Below are 18,356 nucleotides of genomic sequence, written 5' to 3'. Positions count from 1 at the left end.
AACAATTTTTTAGTTTTCTTTTTCTGACAGTTGGGTGTAGTATAAATCTTTGTAATACCCTTCAACACTGTTTAAATCTGTGTGGTTGCCTTCTTGAAGAAGTTTACCATTGGAAAGAACTAATACTTTGTCAGCATTTTTAGCAGATGATACCCGGTGACTAACTATAAGTGTAGTGCGATTTTTAGAGGCTTTTTTCAGGTTATTTAAAATGTCTTCTTCCGTTTCTGTATCCACAGCAGATAAACAATCGTCAAAAAGATATATCTCTGGTTTTTTCAATAATGCCCTAGCAATAGATACCCGTTGTTTTTGTCCGCCGCTCAGCGTAATTCCCCTTTCGCCTAAAACCGTATCGTATCCTTTTGAAAAGCCTATTATGTTTTCATGGACTACGGCATTCTTAGCAGCTTCTATAACTTCTTCATCAGTGGCATTCTCTTTACCAAACTTAATATTGGTCTTAATTGAATCTGAGAATAAGAAAGCATCTTGCGGTACAGCCCCTATTGCTTGCCGTATACTATTTATATTCAACTCTTTTATAGGCGTGTCATCTATCAATATTTCTCCAGAGGTTACATCGTATAATCGTGCAATCAAATCTAATATAGTGGACTTTCCTGAGCCGGTTTTACCAAGAATAGCTACTGTTTCGCCTTCATTAATAGTAAATGAAATATTATCCAGAGCGGTAATTTCTGTATCCTCATAGGTAAAGGTTACATTTTTGAACTCTATTTTTCCTTTAATCGGTGTTTCTTCAAATACGGTGTTCTTAATATCTGGAGTTTCATTCAAGAATTCGTTTATACGTTTTTGTGAGGCTTCTGCGCGTTGTACAATAGAGGTTAACCAACCAATAATGGCCACTGGCCAAGTAAGCATATTTACATAGAGAACAAATTCGGCAATGACTCCTGAAGAGGCTATTTCTCCGTTTATATATTGTTTTCCACCTATATAAATAACAAAAATATTACTGATACCAATAAGTAATACCATTAATGGAAAAAACCACGCATTTACCTTGGCTAAATCCATGCTTTTATCCTTGCCCTCAACTGCCAAAGTACTTAAATCATTATTTATGCTCGGTTCTAAAGCATAGGCCTTAATTACGGAAACTCCAGAAAATACCTCTTGTGTAAAAGTTGACAGTGTGGATAGGTACTGTTGAACAATAGTACTACGTTCATGAATTATCTTACTGATATAATAAATTAGAACCGATAATATAGGTAGCGGAATTAATGTATACGCGGCCAGTTTAGGTGCCGTCATAAACATAATAGGTATAATACAGGCAAATAAAGTTATAGTGTTGATGCCGTACATTAATGCTGGCCCGGAATACATACGTACCTGGTTAACATCTTCACTAATACGGTTCATGAGGTCACCAGTCCTATTTTTCTTATAAAAGTTTAGGCTCAAAAACTGATAATGGTCAAAGATTTCATTTTTAAGGTCATACTCTATATATCGAGAAACATTGATTATCGTCTGACGCATTAAAAAAGTGAAGAAACCCGATAGAAGGGCAGCTCCCACAATAATTAAAATATACTCTAGCAGGAGTCCTTTTGCAGCTGATTCCTCAACCTGTCCGTCCATAAAATTTTCGATAACCACTATCGATTCTTTTACCAATCTAGGCATAACCAATTGTAGCACACGGGCAATAATGGTAATGAATAGCCCAACCAGTAATTTGGACCAATATTTTTTAAAGTACTTATTTAGGTGTGCAAGTTCCTTCATGAAGGGTATAAACTAAGGCTATATTTAATTGGTCAAAGATAATGGTTTGGGTATAAACCATATGTTATAAATACCATAAGATGTTGATGGATTACAAATTGACGGAAATTAAATATAAGAAGGCTAAAAGTTAAGTTTATGGTAATTCTTTATCTTTTTTTAGCTGTCAATAACCTTAACAACAGGGTTTTGTGGTTGCGTTTCTCTCAGATAATCAAAAGCTATGATTGTTTCATCGTTTTGTATAGTAGTCTTTTGGGGTTTATTCTTATTTTTGCCACGTGAAAGTCAAACCAATACTATTCCAAAAAAGTTCTTTAAAATGCTAACACGAAGACATATACGGGTAAAAGTAATGCAATGTATTTATGCAATTACCCAATCTAAAGACGATTCTTTAGAGAAACAAGAAAAATTTCTACGGTTTAGCATAGACAATATGTATACGCTTTACCTTCTAATGCTGAGCTTAATTATTGAGATTCAGAAAAGGGGGTCGGACCAATTAAGAATTTCTTCAAAAAAATATCTAGCTACTGAGGCAGATAATTTACCGGATCAGGCAAAATTTGTAAATAACAAATTATTGCTTCAAATGGTACATAACGAACCATTATTGGCTGAGCTTAAGAAAAGAAAGCTAGATAACTGGTACTTGAACGAGGAGTATGTAAAGATTATTTACAACAACATGGTTTCAAGTGCAGCATATCAGAAATATATGTCTGTTAAAGGCAGCACTTATGCAGAAGACAAAGAGTTTATTATTACTTTGTTCAAAGAGATTATTGCTCCCGATGAAAAAATTTACGACTATTTTGAAGATAGCAACCTTACATGGGTAGATGATATTCCTATTGTAAATACCTATATCTTAAAAATGTTTAAAAAGATTAAGAGCGAGCAGTCTACTTCTTTCTTTTTGCCTCGTTTGATAAAGGATAAGGAAGATATGGAGTTCGCCAAGAATCTACTTAGAAAAACGTTGTTGAAAGATGGGGAACTTACTAAAGAAATAGAAGGTAAAACTCCTAATTGGGATAAAGACCGTATTGCAGATATGGATGCTATTCTATTAAAAATGGCAATTTGCGAACTTTTGAATTTTCCGTCTATACCAGAAAAAGTAACTATCAATGAATTTTTGGAGATAGCTAAAGAGTATTCCACTCCAAAAAGTAGCATCTTTATCAACGGTATTTTGGATAATCTTGTCAAAGAATACAGAAAAGAAGGTAAGCTTAACAAAATAGGTAGAGGTCTGATTTAAAATAATTGATTAATTTTACCCCAAATTAAAGTTATAGATATGAGAAAAACATTTTTTGCCTTGAGCATGTGTTCACTTATGGCGTTCGTTTCATGTAAAGAAAACGCGTCTAGTAAAGTTAAAACAGATAATGTAGTCGAAGCTGCACAACGTGATGAAGCTGGTAAGCAAATTCCGGTAATGGAGTTTGAGAAAGCGGAGCATGACTTTGGTACAATAGAACAAGGTACTCCACAGGAGACTGTTTTTCTGTTTACAAATACTGGTAATGCACCATTAATAATTACTAATGCAACTAGTTCTTGTGGTTGTACTGTTCCTAATCCTCCAAAAGACCCTATCGCACCTGGTGCTACAGGAGAGTTGGTTGTTAAGTTTAACGGATCGGGACAGAACCAAATAACTAAAACAATTACTGTAAATGCAAATACTGAAAAAGGTACTGAGCAATTACGTATTAAGGCATTTGTGAACCCTAAAGGAGCTGCTCCGGTAGGACCAACAAAATAACAATAGATTAGATATTTAAAATATGGGTGATATAGGACAGTTTCTTCCGATGATTTTGATTTTTGTGGTAGCGTATTTCTTTATGATACGACCTCAAATGAAACGCCAGAAAGATGAAAAGAAATTCGCAGCTGAATTAAAAAGAGGCGATAGGGTAGTTACAAAAAGTGGTTTGCACGGTAAAATCATGGATCTTAATGATAGTGATTTTTCTTGCATACTAGAAACTATGGCTGGTAAATTAAAATTTGACCGTTCTTCCATTTCTATGGAAATGAGCAAAAAATTGAACGCTCCCGAAAAGAAATAACTGTACACAATCAGTAATTAAAAACACCGCTAAGCAATTAGCGGTGTTTTTTTTTGGTCTCGTGCTAACGTAAATTAGTATATTCATCTTCTGAACAAAACAACTTGAACGATGTACCAAAATAGACGAAACTTTATCAAAAAAAGTTCATTGGCCTTAGCAGGGTCTAGTGCTGCATTTTTATTTCCAATGGAGCTTTTAGCTACTATGCGCAAACGTGTTGGTCCTAATGATAGGATCAATGTTGGGTTGATTGGTTGTAAGGGGATGGGTTTTAGCGATTTGACCTCAATGTTAAAGATGAGCGAAACGAACGTTATTGCTCTTTGTGATGTAGACGAAGCTGTACTAAAAACAAGAACAGCAGACCTTGAAAAAGCAGGAATTAAAAAGCCGTTGTGGTACCGTGATTATCGTAAGTTACTAGAGAATAAAGATATTGATGTAGTAATTATTGGAACGCCAGACCACTGGCATTGTCTACAATTGACTGATGCTCTTATGGCGGGTAAAGATGTCTATTGTGAGAAGCCAATAGCAAACTCTATTCAGGAATCTAATATAATGTTGAATTACGTAAGCTCCAGCGACCGTATGGTTCAAGTTGGTCAATGGCAGCGTAGTCAACCTCATTTTGTAGATGCTATTAATTTTCTCCATTCCGGTAAATTAGGAAACATACGCTTGGCAAAAGCGTGGGCCTATCAAGGTTGGATGAAACCTGTACCTATTGTTTCAGATTCCGCAGCTCCAGAAGGCGTAGATTACAAAATGTGGTTAGGTCCTGCTCCAGAACGTGCTTTTAATGCGAATCGGTTTCATTTTAATTTTCGGTGGTTTTGGGATTATGCAGGAGGATTAATGACCGACTGGGGTGTGCATTTGTTAGATTATGCTTTATACGGAATGAAAGCTGGTACTCCTAAATCTGTAATGGCCTTAGGAGGAAAGTTCGCGTACCCTGAAGATGCTTCTGAAACTCCTGATACCTTACAAACCGTTTATGAATATGACGGGTTTTCAATTCTTTGGGAGCATGCTACGGGAATAGATGGCGGTAATTATGGCCGTAACCATGGCATTGCTTTTATTGGTAATAATGGTACCCTTGTTTTAGATCGTAACGGCTGGGAAGTTATACCTGAAGAAGAATTTGCGGGATGGGGTAAAAAAGGAACCCCTAAAATGGAAGTAGTCTCGTATGACAAGGGTGATGCTAGTGGTTTAGATTTGCATACGGTAAACTTTATAGAAGCCGTAAAGAGTAGAGATAACACTAAGCTTAATGCGCCAATTAAAGTGGGTTATGACGCTGCATTGGTATCTCACATGGGTAACGTGGCTTTTAAAACGGGTAATCGTATTTATTGGGATGCTGCATCTGGTAAGTTTAAAGAGGAAGATGCTAATAAGTTGATTACGGCCAATTATCAAAACAATTGGAAGCTACCTATGTTATAATAAAACGATGCTTCCAAGTTTTTGTAAATAAGAATTTGGAAGCTTTTCTATCGGTACATGTCGTTTAGACCTTTACCATCAATAATCATCGGTAAAATCTTCTCCAACCTGCTTGCTTTTGTCTTCTCGCGTTTCGCGTTTGCAATGTATTCCGCGTATTCTTTTTGCTTATAAGGAGTTAATTTTTTGAAAGCACTTTTTGCTTTAGGATGAATGTCAAAAGCGCTTTTTAATTCAATGGGAATAACTACGCTTGTTGTTTTCTCTTTTGGAGCTCTAATTAACTGAATTCCCTTTTTCTGGTTTTCAATGGCCTCATTAATATATGCGGATACTTTTAAAATATCTACATCCTTTTCTGAGTAGAATTTCCAATGACGCATAGCTTGGGTTTTGCCTTTTTGCGCATTTTCTAGTATATCTTCTGGGTCGCTCAGAAAGACACCGTTAAAGAACCAGATGCCAAAATAATTTTTGAATTTACAAATAGCTAGAACGTTCTTCTTATTAACAGTATACGTAGGGAAGTTCCATTTGTATGTTTCTACCACATCTGTTTTCAATACTAAATCGCGCAGCAAAGCAATACCCGTTTTAAAAGGGTGCTTTTCTGCGTAATAAGCTTCTGTTTTTTCAGATGTATCCATAGAAATTAGGACCTCTATTTGGTCTCTTTCCTAAAGATAAGGATTTGTTATTATACCGCCTTTTTCGCTGCTAACTCACAAATTTTAATAATAACCTCTGTAGCTTTTATCATGCTTTCTACAGGAACGTACTCATATTTACCGTGAAAGTTATGTCCGCCAGCAAAGATATTAGGGCAAGGTAATCCCATATAGCTTAGTTGTGAGCCATCGGTTCCACCGCGTATGGGTTTTATGATAGGAGTAATACGCATGGCCTCCATAGCTTCCTTTGCAAGTTCTACTATGTGGAAGACAGGTTCCACCTTTTCACGCATATTAAAATACTGGTCTTTTATTTCTATGCTTATGCAATTGCCATGAATATCGTTAAGCCTATCCGTAATATCGCGAAGCAATTGTTTTCGATTTTCAAAAAAGGTTTTGTCATGATCACGAACAATAAGCTCAAATTCGGCATGTTCTATTTCACCTTTTATATGATGCACATGAAAAAAGCCTTCTCTACCAGTTGTGTTCTGTGGCGTTTCTTCTGGGGGTAAGATTTCTAAAAATTCGCTGGCTATACTTATGGCATTCACCATTTTGTTTTTGGCGTAACCAGGGTGGACGCTTCTCCCTTTAATAACAACTTTAGCACTGGCAGCATTAAAGTTCTCGTATTCTAGTTCGCCAATTTGGCTTCCATCCATAGTGTAGGCCCAGTCTGCTCCAAATTTATCAACATCAAAATGATGTGCTCCGCGACCTATTTCTTCATCGGGGGTAAAACCTACCCTAATTTTGCCGTGTTTTATTTCTGGGTGGTTAATAAGGTATTCCATTGCTGTAACAATTTCTGTAATACCTGCTTTATCATCAGCGCCAAGTAATGTTGTGCCGTCTGTTGTAATTAAAGTTTGACCTTTATATTGTAATAAGTCTTCAAAATAATCTGGGGAAAGTACTATGTTCTCCTGTGCATTAAGAATAATATCCTTACCATCATAATTCTCAATTATCTGAGGGTTAACATTTGTTCCCGAGAAATCTGGTGAAGTATCAAAGTGAGAGATAAAACCAATAGTAGGAACATCTGTTTTAATATTACTGGGTAGGGTAGCCGTAATGTATGCCTTATTATCAATGGAGACTTCTTCCATTCCTATCTCTAATAATTCCTCAACGAGCAAATCTGCTAAATGCCACTGTTTTTCAGTACTGGGGGTAGTTTCGGAATTTGGGTCGCTTTGGGTATCAATTTTAATATATTTTAAAAAGCGATCAATGATATTTTGCATTATTCTAATTTTAAATCAAAAGTACAAAATAGGACTTATTACCTGCAAATGCACTTTTTTTTAAGACTATATTTTTGTTTAAAGATGTCATTTAAAGAAGAAATATAATTTTTCACTTAAATTGCTGTTTATATAAATGGAATTAAATTTTAAACAGAAATATATGTTGCCAAAATTATATAGTTTGCTAGTATTTTTAATGTTCTTTTCTGTTGTAAATGCCCAAAACTGTACATTAGATATAGGTGGTAAAAACAGTGAAACCATCAAAACTATCTTTCAATTAAATGAGGAGCAAATAGCCATTATGGAAACCTTGAAAGGGGAACTTGAGGTGAAAACAAAAAGTACGGAAGACCAAATTGAAAAATTATTGGCAGAACATCCGCAAAGTACAGAAGAGGATCTTATTAAATTAGCTGATAAATATAAAGTTTTACAGAAGCAGCAGTTAGATTTAGCCTACGAGAGTGATAAAGAGCTTCTTTCTGTTTTTAATGCTAAGCAATATGAACGCTACCTTCAACTTTGTAATGAGGCTATACGACAACCAATTAAAGTAGAGCCTAAAATCTACGGAATTCCTGGAATAGAAGAGTAATTATTAGCGGTGTACTCGTTAATTTCTTTGAAAAGACCCCATTCTTTCATTTTTAAAAATAGTGATAAGTTGTGCCCTTACTTGGGGTAAGTTTGTATTTTTGCGCAAACACTACCCACCTTCATGTATAAGTCTATACTTCAGCCCTTACTTTTTTCTCTTGATGCGGAAAAAGCTCATCATGTAACCTTTTCATTAGTTCGTTTTCTTTGTAAAATCGGTTTTTCCGGTATATTCAAGGCTATCTATAATATAGAAGACACGCGGTTGGAAAAGGAAGTTTTTGGTATTAAATTCAAAAACCCGGTAGGCTTAGCAGCTGGTTTTGATAAAGACGCTAAACTCTATAATGAATTATCCAACTTTGGTTTTGGTTTTATAGAAATAGGGACGCTTACACCTAAGCCACAGGCAGGAAACCCTAAGAAGCGATTATTTAGGTTGAAACCTGATCAGGCTATTGTGAATCGTATGGGCTTCAATAATATGGGCGTAGAGGATGCAGTAGAACGTTTAAAGAAACAACATAAAGTGCTTATTGGAGGTAACATTGGCAAGAATAAAGTTACGCCTAACGAAGATGCCGTTTCGGATTACCTAATCTGTTTTAATGCACTTTTTGATCATGTAGATTACTTTGTGGTCAACGTAAGTTCTCCAAATACTCCGGGACTCCGGGAGCTTCAAGACAAAGAACCTTTGACTGCTCTTTTGTTGGATCTGAAAAAAGAAAATACAAATTTGGCTTTGCAGAAACAACAGAAGGAAAAACCTATTTTATTGAAAATTGCGCCAGACCTTACGGATGACCAGTTGTTGGATATCATTACTATTGTTGCCGATACAAAAATTGACGGTGTTATAGCTACCAATACAACTATTGAAAGAGAGAACTTAAAATCAGAAGTATCGCTTACAAAAGAAATGGGTGGATTAAGCGGAAAACCATTGACCAAAAGAAGTACAGAAGTAATTCGGTTCTTGGCAGAAAAGAGCAACAAGGCTTTCCCTATAGTAGGTGTGGGTGGAATACATTCTGAAGAAGACGCTCTAGAGAAGCTAGACGCAGGAGCAGATTTAGTTCAATTGTATACTGGTTTTATCTACGAAGGACCAGGTTTAATTAAAAGAATAAATAAGGCTCTTCTTAAGAGGCAGGGTAGTGAAAACTAGATAAGCTTATAGGATAGAATTTTTTTATTTAGCCCAGTAGTCCACAACAAGTACACCACCTAGATGTGGAGTCAAAACTTCACCAAACGCTTTGTGGTCTGGATGAGGTAAGTAAATAGCACGGTCTTCTTCGCTTTCAAAAGTCAGGAAAAAACAATGGGTAAAACCTTCGTTTAAACCTTCAGGGCTGTTGTTCAATCCCCATTCATAATTAACTATTTGCGGAATTTTTGAGGGAAGGGCAGTAAATGCTTCCTCAACTTTTTTTATATCTTCTTTTGATGTTTCTGGTTTGAACTTAAACAACACTACATGACGTAACAGGCTATCTTTCTGCATGAAGGTTTCTGATATTGGTTTGGTTTCACTTCTGATTTCAAAAGCTACTAAAAGTAGCGCTACTAAAACTAAACTCAAAGTGAATGTAATGTGACTTTGTTTCATGTCATTAATTTTTTTGTGATGCAATTACTCTTATGGCCTAACAGGAGGGGAAATTGCGACCAGCTAAAAACTCAGAACATAAAAAATTGAATTTTATTGAAACCTGAATTTGTGACAAGATATAAAAAAGAGTACTTACTTTAGTGCACTCATTGAGGTTTCCAGAAGAAAATTTTGGAACCTATGATTTATACTTAAAATAGAACGGAATTTGGGTACAATTAATTACGAAATACTTTACACTTTTATGTTGGCCACTATGGCTTTGTCCGTTTCGCCCGGTCCAGACAATATTTATGTATTAATGCAAAGCCTTGTAAATGGTAAGAAATATGGGCTAGCAACTACAGCCGGTCTTATTTCTGGTTGTCTAGTGCATACCAGTTTATTAGCTTTTGGGGTATCTTTAATTATAAGAGAGAGTGAGGCTCTCTTTATGGGCATCAAAGTTTTGGGTGCTATTTACCTCTTTTATCTTGCATTCAAGGTCTTTAGAAGCAGTGGTTCTTTAAATTTATCGGAAGGTGTGGCACCTAAAAAAGGACTTTGGCAATTGTTCAAGCAAGGTTTTATAATGAACGTGCTAAACCCAAAAGTGACCATATTTTTTCTGGCATTCTTTCCTGGTTTCCTTTTTAGCGAAGAGATAAGTACCATGGTGCAGTTTTATGTTCTTGGACTGCTGTTTATGTTTATATCTTTTATTATTTTTAGCATGATAGCTTTCCTATCAGGGAGTATTTCCGTGTATTTTAAAGAAAATTCTGCAGCCGGTATTTATTTAAAGTGGCTGCAAATCATTGTGTTTGTTGGTATTGCAGTCTATATTCTAGTATCGGATAATTAATGTTAATTTTGAGTAGTTAAAAGGGTAGCTGAAACTGCCTACTTAGAATTTAATTTTCATGATGGAAAAGGTTAAGGTTATTGAATGTCCTAGAGATGCCATGCAAGGCATTAAACCTTTTATACCTACCAATGAAAAGGTAAAATACATTCAGGCTTTGTTAGGCTGTGGTTTTGATACAATAGATTTTGGGAGTTTTGTTTCTCCAAAGGCTATTCCGCAGATGGTAGATACCGCTGAGGTACTATCAAAGTTGGACCTGTCAAAAACAAATAGCAAACTGCTAAGTATTGTGGCTAATGTTAGGGGCGCACAAGATGCTTCCGAGCATTCTGAGATTCAATATTTAGGATACCCTTTTTCTATTTCCGAGAATTTTCAGATGCGGAATACGCATAAGACCATTGATCAATCTGTAGAAACCCTTCAGGAAATACTCAATATTGCCGATGCTTCTGGTAAAGAGGTAGTGACCTATATATCTATGGGTTTTGGTAATCCTTATGGTGACCCATGGGATGTAGATATAGTAGGGGAGTGGACCGAAAAATTAAGCGGAATGGGAGCTAAAATTCTTTCGCTCTCAGATACGGTAGGGTCATCAACACCAGAAGTAATTGAATACCTCTTTTCGCAATTAATCCCAAGATACCCTGATATTGAATTTGGTGCACATTTGCATACAACACCTACCAAATGGCATGAAAAGGTAGATGCTGCTTACAAAGCCGGCTGTCGTAGGTTTGATGGAGCCGTTCAAGGATTTGGAGGTTGCCCAATGGCAAAAGACGAATTAACCGGTAATATGCCTACCGAGAAAATGCTTTCGTATTTTACTGCAGAAAAAGCAGATTCCGGTGTTAATTGGATGGTTTTTGAAGCCGCTTATAACAAGGCTACTGAGCTTTTTTCAAAGTACCATTAATCATCCTGTCCATTACACATTTTGTTCAAGTAGGTATCCAAATTCAATTGAAACAAAGTGCCTTCTACCAAATCCTGAACTGCGTTCAGTTCCGTTAAGTTCATAGCTAAAGTTATTTGTGGGGCAGGTGTATCTAAAAGTAAAGACCTGCAAGTATCATGCTGGTTACAATCAACACATTGCGTGTTGCTGCTCATGGTGCATTCAATATTTTTCTGAAACTTTTCCAGCTCGTTTCTAGTCAAGAGTAGACCTGTATCCCTAAAAACTATCTGTATTTTTCTAACGTCCTTCAAAGTATTCCGTTTCCATTGGAACGCTACGCCAAATGGGTTGTGGTAAATTGGGTTAATATCGTCCATAGTGTAATCTTTAGTTTATCTGGGGTTAAACAACATTGGGCAAATTCTTTGTGATTATAGAAAGAACTTTGCCTTTAAATGATAAATCAAAAATAGTATTTTTATTTAGATTAATTATAAATAGTGATTTATTTGATTGAAATTAATATGAAACAAAGGATGTAATCCCTATTGAGAATTCATCGATAGTAATATTATTTAGATTTAATAAGAATAATTTTGCGTAGCTAAACTTCATGTATTAGTTTTGCGCTTTATTTAAATCAAGTCTAAATAAACAATAATCATATAATGAAAAGAGTCCTTTTTACATTAGCCATTAGTTCGGTAGTTTTTTTAACATCATGTAGTTCAGATGATGACGCAACGGGAACAGAAATGGATGAAGCTATCGTAATAGATAACCCTGCTAGTTATTCTTTTGAAAGAAATGGAGAGACTACTGTAAGTTTTGGAGGTCAGACCACTCGTATTTTAATGGCTCAAGAGCTGTTGGGTGCTTTTACTACTAATACCAATACGGCGGAAACATTAAAATCAATTTACGCACATGAAGAAGGTGCTGCAGATTTTGAAGATGCAGATTTAAATGCTTCAGATAAAAGTCTTCGTAGTAAAACTGCGGCTTCTGTAGATTACTTTTCTACAAATGCTACTGATCAAGCATTAATTCGCGCTGATTTTGAATCATGGATAGATGGTCAAGTGAATGATGTTTTTACAAATTGGAATGTTACTGCCGAGGCAGGTGTAGCTGGTCAATTGGCCGATGGTGAAAAAACACGTTACATTAATGCACAAGGTCTTGAATACAACCAATTATTCGCAAAAGGGTTGATAGGTGCTTTAATGACCGATCAGGCATTGAATAATTATTTGAGTACAGCAGTTTTGGACGAAGGCTCTAGTCGAGAAGACAATGATGCAGGAACGGTATTAGAAGGTTCATCTTATACAAATATGGAACATAAATGGGATGAGGCTTATGGCTACATTTATGGACTTAACGCTGATGCTTCTAATCCAAATGCAGATTTAGGGGCGGATAGCTTTTTAAATGAATACATAGGGAAACTAGAAGAAGATCCTGATTTTGCAGGTATTGCAGATGAAATTTTCCAAGCCTTTAAGTTAGGTCGTGCGGCTATCGTAGCCGGAGATTATGATATTCGTGATGCTCAAGCAGAGATTATTAGAGAGAAAATATCTTTAGTACCTGCCGTTAGGGGTGTATTTTACATGCAACGTGCAAAAGCAACTCTAGCAGATGCAGTACCTAATTATGCAAGCGCTTTTCATGCGTTGTCTGAAGCTTATGGTTTTATTTATAGCTTACGATTTACACGCAAGCCAGGTACGGACGCTCCTTATTTTTCAAAAGAAGAGTCTAATGAGCTTTTAGAAGAATTAATGGAAGATGGTGTAAACGGACTATGGGATGTTGAAGCAGAAACTATAGATGAGATTTGCGAAGATATCGCAGAAAGATTCGGTTTTACTGTTGCGCAAGCGGGTGAGTAATCTTACTTGTATAGAATTAAATTTTAAGTGTTGAAAAAAAAGCAGCATCTGTTAGGAAATAACAGGCTGCTTTTTATACTTTTGCTTAATTAGAATAAATAAAAATAAGCTATGAAGAGGTTTCTTGCCATTTTTACTGTGGCGACAATGATATGGGCGTGTAGCTCCGATAGTAGTGGAAGTGATACTACAGATGATATTGTAGATCCAAAACCGGAAGAAGTGAGTTTTGAGCGTGGCTCAATGCTAACCAATTGGGCAGATAATATAATCATACCTTCTCACGAAGCATTTTCTATTGAAATGACTGGTTTACAAACTGCTTTTGATACCTTCAAAGGAGATGCTAGTGAAGTTAACCTTGTAGCTTTTAGAGCATCTTGGTTATCCGCTTATAAAATGTGGCAACGGGTTTCTATGTTTGAAATAGGTCCTGCCGAAACGGTTGGCTTACGCTTAAACATGAACATTTATCCTACTGATGGGCCTAAAATAGATGGTTTTGTAAGCTCTGGAACTTATGACCTTGCTCTTGCTTCTAATAGAGATGCAAAAGGTTTCCCTGCTTTAGATTATTTAATTAATGGATTGGGAGATACGGACGAAGACATTGTTGCAAAATATAATGGAGCTGAAAAAGAAAGCCTAATTTCTTATACAGGTGATGTTATTGCTGATATGGCAGGTCTTACAACGGGAGTGCTTGCTGAATGGAATTCAGGGTATAGAGATACTTTTGTAGAAAATGACGGAGCATCTTCAACAGCATCTGTGGATCGTTTTATAAACGACTATGTTTTTTACTATGAGAAGTTTTTGAGAGCTGGTAAAATGGGAATCCCTGTAGGTGCTTTTTCTGAAAACGTACTTCCTCAAAATGTAGAAGCTTATTATAAAGCAGATGTTTCTAATGAACTTTTCTTAGAAGGTTTTGAAGCTGTACAAGATTTCTTTAATGGAGTACATTACGGTAAGAGTACTTCAGGTGAAAGCTTAGCATCTTATTTAGATGCATTGAATACGATTAAAGATGGTGATGATTTAACAAAATTGATTAATGATCAATTTGATTTAGCTAAAACTAAAGTTGAAGCATTGGCACCTTTCCGTGAGGAAATTGAAAATAATGTGCCGCCAACTAATATGCTATTGGCATATGATGAAGTGCAGCGTATTGTTCCTATGTTAAAAGTAGATATGGTTTCTGCTATGAGCGTAAGTATTGATTTTGTTGATGCGGATGGCGACTAGAAAATGAACCGTTTCATTAGCAAACATATTACAGCCCCTATAGAGGCCGCCCCTTTGGCGGTCTTTCGCATTTTATTTGGTGTGATGATGTTGCTGAGTATTGTAAGATTTTGGAGCTACGGATGGATTGAAAAATTATACATTCAGCCTAAGTTTTTCTTCTCATATTATGGTTTTGAATGGGTGAAACCTTTGGGTGTCTACACCTACCTCATATTTATTATCTGTAGCCTCTCGGCTATTTTTGTGGCATTAGGCTATAAATACAAAATAGCGATTATCACTTTTTTTATCAGCTTTACTTATATAGAACTGATGGATAAGACCACCTACCTTAACCATTACTACTTTATTAGTCTGCTAAGTTTTCTAATGATTTTTCTACCGGCCAATGCCTATTTTTCTTTGGATGCCAAACAAGATTCTAAAAAGGCGTTTCAAAAAATCCCAGCGTGGACAATCAATAGTGTAAAACTCATGTTGGGCATTGTTTATTTTTATGCCGGACTGGCCAAACTAAATTCCGATTGGCTTTTTAAAGCCATGCCTTTAAAAATTTGGCTGCCATCAAAATTTGACACACCTCTTTTAGGTCAGTTTTTACATGAAGAATGGGTGCAGTATGCTTTTAGCTGGTTTGGGGCCGGTTATGATTTAGCTATTCCATTCTTATTATTGTATAAGAAAACACGGCCTTTTGCTTTTTTAATGGTAGTTGTTTTTCATGTGATGACACGCGTGTTATTCCCCATAGGTATGTTTCCGTATGTCATGATAATTTCTACATTAATATTTTTTGATTCATCTTTTCATCATAAGCTCTTAGGTTATTTTAGTGGTCTTTTTCGTATTGCTAAAAATAGATTCGATAACAAACGAATCTTAGCTATGCCACTGAATGTGGTAACCAATTCCAAACTGGTTTTAATCTCATTATTTTTTGTGATTCAATTACTAATGCCATGGCGTTATTTAGTCTATCCCGGAGAATTATTTTGGACAGAAGAAGGATACCGGTTTTCATGGCGGGTTATGCTAATGGAAAAATCAGGCTACGCCCAATTCAAAGTAGTTAGCAAAGATTCTGGAAAGTGGTTTTATGTGGATAACTCAGATTTTTTGACACCTTTTCAAGAAAAACAAATGTCTTTTCAACCTGATTTTATTTTAGAATATGCTCAATATCTAAAAAGACATTTTGAAAAAGACGGACATAAAAACGTGCAAATATTTGTTGATAGTCGAGTTGCTCTGAATGGGCGGTTAAGTACTACGTATATAGACCCAAAAGTAGACCTTGGCGAAGAGCGGGAGTCATTTGAACATAAAAATTGGATAATACCTTTTACTGATGAAATTAAGGGAATTTAGTATCATATTCATAGTATTCTTAATCTCGTTTTCTGGCTTTAGTCAGATTACGATTACTGGCAACGTAACCGATGAAAAGGGGAAACCTGTTCAAGATGCAGAAGTGTATTTAAAAGAGGTACAACTTCTAAAAACCACGGATGTCGATGGCAATTTTGAGTTCTCCAATATTGCCGGAGGTAAGTATACGGTAGTAGTCTTCGCTTTTGAATATGATGTATATGAAAAGGAATTAACATTTGATACCACTTTTAATCTCAGTGTTCAACTTCAGCGTATAAAATCTCAACAACTTTCAGAAGTGGTTTTAACCGAGAGACGTGAAAAAGTATTCGCATTAAAACAATTAAAAAAGGTAGAAGGCACTGCTATTTATGCCGGTAAAAAAACAGAGGTAGTTCTAATGGAAGGCCTTACTGGCAACCTTGCAGCTAACAACGCAAGACAAATTTATAGTCAGGTTGTGGGGCTTAATATTTATGATAATGGCGATGCTGGTTTGCAGTTAAATATTGGTGGTAGGGGATTGGACCCTAATAGAACGGCTAATTTTAATACGCGCCAGAACGGTTATGATATTAGCGCAGATGTGTTAGGTTACCCAGAAAGCTATTACACCCCACCTGCAGAAGCTCTTGAGGAGATTCAAGTAGTGCGCGGTGCAGCTTCTTTGCAATACGGAAGCCAATTTGGGGGTTTGATCAACTTCAAGTTCAAAAAACCAAATCCGAACAAAGAAATAGAACTCATTTCTCGCCAGACCGTCGGTTCGTATGACCTGTTCACAAGCTTCAATAGTTTGAGTGGTACGGTGGGTAAATTTAGTTACTACACCTATCTGAGTTATAAAGATGGAAATGGGTTTCGGCCAAATTCAAATTTTAACAGCAAGAACTATTTTACGCATTTAGGTTACGAGATTTCCGATAAAACCAAAGTAAGCTTAGAGACTACTTTCTTGCACTATTTAGCGAAACAACCAGGTGGTTTAACCGATGCCCAATTTTATGAAGACCCAACTTTTAGCAATCGTGATAGAAACTGGTTTGAGGTAGATTGGCGCTTATATTCGTTTCGTTTGGATCATGCATTCTCGCCAAAGACAGATTTTAGTCTGAACGTTTTCGGTTTGAATGCCTCTCGTAGAGCACTGGGTTTTAGAACCAACAGAGTTTCTCAAGAAGATGTAATATCTGAGCCACGAGAATTATTGATTGATAATTTTAGTAACTGGGGAGCAGAAGCTAGAGTATTAACAAGGTATAATTTGGCAGGTACTGAATCTGCACTTTTATTGGGTTCAAAAATTTACAAGACAAATAACGATCAACGACAGGGACCTGGTTCTGCAGATGCGGATGCTGATTTTAACTTTGCCGATACTAGTTTTCCGAATTATGAAAGGCAGTCTCAGTTTAATTTTCCAAACTTTAATGTGGCGTTATTTGGGGAAAATATTTTCAACCTTTCAGATAAATTAGCGGTAACGCCTGGTTTTCGTTTGGAACATATTAAAACAGAAAGTATAGGTAGTTACCAAGAAATCACGTTAGATTTGGCGGGTAATCCATTACTAAATAGAGAAATAGATGATAATAGGGTTTTTGATAGAACCTTTGTTTTGTTGGGGTTGGGTGCTACATATAAGCTGTCACCTAGTGTAGAATTGTATGGTAATTTTTCTCAAAACTACCGTTCTGTAACGTTCAGTGATATACGCGTAGTAAACCCTTCTTTTCAAGTAGATCCAAATATTTCAGATGAAGATGGCTTTACCGCAGATTTTGGTGCTAGAGGAAGATTTAAAGATATTCTATCGTATGATGTAAGCGTATATGGGCTCTATTATGATAATAGGCTAGGAGAAATCTTGAAAGAAGAAACGCAGGTTAATGCGGCTGGTGAAGAAGTTTCAACTGGGAAATTATTAAGAGCAAGAGGGAATATCGGAACCGCTTTTATATACGGTCTGGAAAGTTTTGCAAATTGGAGCTTAAAGGAAACCTTCTTTCCACAATCGGAAAAAGTGAAATTGAATTATTTTGCCAATTTAGCAATTACTAAATCTGAATATCTTTCTTCTGAACGAAACAATGTAGAAGGTAATGAAGTAGAGTTCATTCCAAAAGTCAATCTTAAGACAGGGTTAAACTTTGGTTATGATAACCTTTTGGGAAGTCTTCAGTATACTTATTTTGCTGATCAGTTTACAGATGCCACCAATGCACCACAAGACGTAAATGATAACCAAAGAGGAATAGAAGGTGTGATTCCTGCATATGATATTTTGGATTTTTCCCTCTCTTACACGTACAAAAAATGGAAGCTAGAAGCGGGAATTAATAACCTTTTAGATAATTCATATTTTACCCGAAGAGCTACGGGCTACCCGGGACCAGGTATTATTCCGTCTGAACCAAGAACATTTTATACGACACTTCAATTCAAATTATAAGAGCATTTCAAGATAGAAATCATAAATTCTGATGGATTTTTTTTCTCACTTTTAAATCGCTTTATAGAAAAATAGACTAATGTTTTTTTTGATGTGATATAAAGATATTAGGCAGAGGAATGTGAGTGGTTTCTTTACGATTGCCTTTTGAAGCAAACGAGTAT

The 18,356-nt window shown here is 36.0% G+C and carries 17 protein-coding genes; 12 read left to right on the top strand and 5 right to left on the bottom strand.

Annotated features, from left to right (window positions below):
* Positions 1-9: 9 nt before the first annotated feature.
* Positions 10-1,764 (bottom strand): ABC transporter ATP-binding protein, encoded by a 1,755-nt coding sequence (locus HW347_RS12690; RefSeq protein ID WP_214612207.1) that lies wholly within the window; start codon positions 1,762-1,764, stop codon positions 10-12.
* Between the two features lie 322 nt (positions 1,765-2,086).
* On the opposite strand from HW347_RS12690, the gene nusB reads away from it, so the two are divergent.
* The 4 genes from nusB (at position 2,087) to HW347_RS12670 (ending at position 5,315) form a co-directional block, all read left to right on the top strand.
* Positions 2,087-3,034, top strand: coding sequence for a transcription antitermination factor NusB (gene nusB, locus HW347_RS12685; RefSeq protein ID WP_214612206.1), 948 nt, complete (start codon positions 2,087-2,089; stop codon positions 3,032-3,034).
* Between the two features lie 39 nt (positions 3,035-3,073).
* Positions 3,074-3,544 (top strand): DUF1573 domain-containing protein, encoded by a 471-nt coding sequence (locus HW347_RS12680; protein ID WP_214612205.1) that lies wholly within the window; start codon positions 3,074-3,076, stop codon positions 3,542-3,544.
* A gap of 22 nt (positions 3,545-3,566) precedes the next feature.
* Positions 3,567-3,854, top strand: coding sequence for a preprotein translocase subunit YajC (yajC, locus tag HW347_RS12675; protein ID WP_155594419.1), 288 nt, complete (start codon positions 3,567-3,569; stop codon positions 3,852-3,854).
* Between the two features lie 111 nt (positions 3,855-3,965).
* Complete coding sequence (locus HW347_RS12670) at positions 3,966-5,315, top strand: Gfo/Idh/MocA family protein (RefSeq protein ID WP_214612204.1); 1,350 nt, start codon at positions 3,966-3,968, stop codon at positions 5,313-5,315.
* Between the two features lie 47 nt (positions 5,316-5,362).
* Here the strand turns inward: HW347_RS12670 and HW347_RS12665 are convergent, their stop codons facing one another.
* Both HW347_RS12665 and pepT read right to left on the bottom strand, forming a co-directional pair.
* A complete protein-coding gene (locus HW347_RS12665; protein WP_214612203.1) occupies positions 5,363-5,962 on the bottom strand; it encodes a YdeI/OmpD-associated family protein in 600 nt (199 codons plus the stop codon).
* A 50-nt stretch (positions 5,963-6,012) separates the two neighbouring features.
* Complete coding sequence (gene pepT, locus HW347_RS12660; protein WP_214612202.1) at positions 6,013-7,242, bottom strand: peptidase T; 1,230 nt, start codon at positions 7,240-7,242, stop codon at positions 6,013-6,015.
* Between the two features lie 184 nt (positions 7,243-7,426).
* Here pepT and HW347_RS12655 point away from each other — a divergent pair, with 184 nt between their 5' ends.
* Positions 7,427-7,843 (top strand): hypothetical protein, encoded by a 417-nt coding sequence (locus HW347_RS12655; RefSeq protein ID WP_194532239.1) that lies wholly within the window; start codon positions 7,427-7,429, stop codon positions 7,841-7,843.
* A 123-nt stretch (positions 7,844-7,966) separates the two neighbouring features.
* Entirely contained in the window at positions 7,967-9,016 is a 1,050-nt protein-coding gene (locus HW347_RS12650; RefSeq protein WP_214612201.1) for a quinone-dependent dihydroorotate dehydrogenase, read from the top strand.
* Between the two features lie 24 nt (positions 9,017-9,040).
* Here HW347_RS12650 and HW347_RS12645 read toward each other — a convergent pair whose 3' ends face one another.
* The gene (locus tag HW347_RS12645) at positions 9,041-9,460 is read right to left on the bottom strand and encodes a Dabb family protein (RefSeq protein ID WP_214612200.1); all 420 of its coding nucleotides are present in this window, start codon (positions 9,458-9,460) and stop codon (positions 9,041-9,043) included.
* Between the two features lie 220 nt (positions 9,461-9,680).
* On the opposite strand from HW347_RS12645, the gene HW347_RS12640 reads away from it, so the two are divergent.
* Together HW347_RS12640 and HW347_RS12635 are read left to right on the top strand one after the other, a co-directional pair.
* The gene (locus HW347_RS12640) at positions 9,681-10,307 is read left to right on the top strand and encodes a LysE family translocator (protein ID WP_317195324.1); all 627 of its coding nucleotides are present in this window, start codon (positions 9,681-9,683) and stop codon (positions 10,305-10,307) included.
* Positions 10,308-10,365: 58 nt separating this feature from the next.
* Positions 10,366-11,232 (top strand): hydroxymethylglutaryl-CoA lyase, encoded by an 867-nt coding sequence (locus tag HW347_RS12635; RefSeq protein WP_214612199.1) that lies wholly within the window; start codon positions 10,366-10,368, stop codon positions 11,230-11,232.
* Here HW347_RS12635 and HW347_RS12630 read toward each other — a convergent pair.
* Entirely contained in the window at positions 11,229-11,594 is a 366-nt protein-coding gene (locus HW347_RS12630; RefSeq protein ID WP_214612198.1) for a hypothetical protein, read from the bottom strand. The genes HW347_RS12635 and HW347_RS12630 overlap by 4 nt on opposite strands.
* 291 nt (positions 11,595-11,885) lie before the next feature.
* On the opposite strand from HW347_RS12630, the gene HW347_RS12625 reads away from it, so the two are divergent.
* From HW347_RS12625 to HW347_RS12610, 4 genes are all read left to right on the top strand, one after another.
* Positions 11,886-13,115, top strand: coding sequence for a DUF4856 domain-containing protein (locus HW347_RS12625; protein ID WP_214612197.1), 1,230 nt, complete (start codon positions 11,886-11,888; stop codon positions 13,113-13,115).
* A gap of 111 nt (positions 13,116-13,226) precedes the next feature.
* Positions 13,227-14,366, top strand: coding sequence for an imelysin family protein (locus HW347_RS12620; RefSeq protein WP_214612196.1), 1,140 nt, complete (start codon positions 13,227-13,229; stop codon positions 14,364-14,366).
* A 3-nt stretch (positions 14,367-14,369) separates the two neighbouring features.
* Positions 14,370-15,737 (top strand): HTTM domain-containing protein, encoded by a 1,368-nt coding sequence (locus HW347_RS12615; protein ID WP_214612195.1) that lies wholly within the window; start codon positions 14,370-14,372, stop codon positions 15,735-15,737.
* Positions 15,718-18,192, top strand: a complete 2,475-nt coding sequence (locus HW347_RS12610; protein WP_214612194.1) for a TonB-dependent receptor — start codon at positions 15,718-15,720, stop codon at positions 18,190-18,192. Before HW347_RS12615 ends, HW347_RS12610 begins: the two co-directional genes overlap by 20 nt.
* The last annotated feature ends 164 nt before the right edge of the window (positions 18,193-18,356 follow it).

It is taken from the genome of Zobellia barbeyronii (assembly GCF_018603515.1).
Taxonomy (GTDB): Bacteria; Bacteroidota; Bacteroidia; order Flavobacteriales; family Flavobacteriaceae; genus Zobellia; species Zobellia barbeyronii.
This window is presented reverse-complemented; position numbering and strand designations above follow the sequence as displayed.

Bases quoted from the DNA above. Each gene is read 5' to 3' on its own strand.
- HW347_RS12690 (WP_214612207.1), bottom strand. From the start codon at position 1,764: ATGAAGGAACTTGCACACCTAAATAAGTACTTTAAAAAATATTGGTCC.
- nusB (WP_214612206.1), top strand. From the start codon at position 2,087: ATGCTAACACGAAGACATATACGGGTAAAAGTAATGCAATGTATTTAT.
- HW347_RS12680 (WP_214612205.1), top strand. From the start codon at position 3,074: ATGAGAAAAACATTTTTTGCCTTGAGCATGTGTTCACTTATGGCGTTC.
- yajC (WP_155594419.1), top strand. From the start codon at position 3,567: ATGGGTGATATAGGACAGTTTCTTCCGATGATTTTGATTTTTGTGGTA.
- HW347_RS12670 (WP_214612204.1), top strand. From the start codon at position 3,966: ATGTACCAAAATAGACGAAACTTTATCAAAAAAAGTTCATTGGCCTTA.
- HW347_RS12665 (WP_214612203.1), bottom strand. From the start codon at position 5,962: ATGGATACATCTGAAAAAACAGAAGCTTATTACGCAGAAAAGCACCCT.
- pepT (WP_214612202.1), bottom strand. From the start codon at position 7,242: ATGCAAAATATCATTGATCGCTTTTTAAAATATATTAAAATTGATACC.
- HW347_RS12650 (WP_214612201.1), top strand. From the start codon at position 7,967: ATGTATAAGTCTATACTTCAGCCCTTACTTTTTTCTCTTGATGCGGAA.
- HW347_RS12645 (WP_214612200.1), bottom strand. From the start codon at position 9,460: ATGAAACAAAGTCACATTACATTCACTTTGAGTTTAGTTTTAGTAGCG.
- HW347_RS12635 (WP_214612199.1), top strand. From the start codon at position 10,366: ATGATGGAAAAGGTTAAGGTTATTGAATGTCCTAGAGATGCCATGCAA.
- HW347_RS12630 (WP_214612198.1), bottom strand. From the start codon at position 11,594: ATGGACGATATTAACCCAATTTACCACAACCCATTTGGCGTAGCGTTC.
- HW347_RS12625 (WP_214612197.1), top strand. From the start codon at position 11,886: ATGAAAAGAGTCCTTTTTACATTAGCCATTAGTTCGGTAGTTTTTTTA.
- HW347_RS12620 (WP_214612196.1), top strand. From the start codon at position 13,227: ATGAAGAGGTTTCTTGCCATTTTTACTGTGGCGACAATGATATGGGCG.
- HW347_RS12615 (WP_214612195.1), top strand. From the start codon at position 14,370: ATGAACCGTTTCATTAGCAAACATATTACAGCCCCTATAGAGGCCGCC.
- HW347_RS12610 (WP_214612194.1), top strand. From the start codon at position 15,718: ATGAAATTAAGGGAATTTAGTATCATATTCATAGTATTCTTAATCTCG.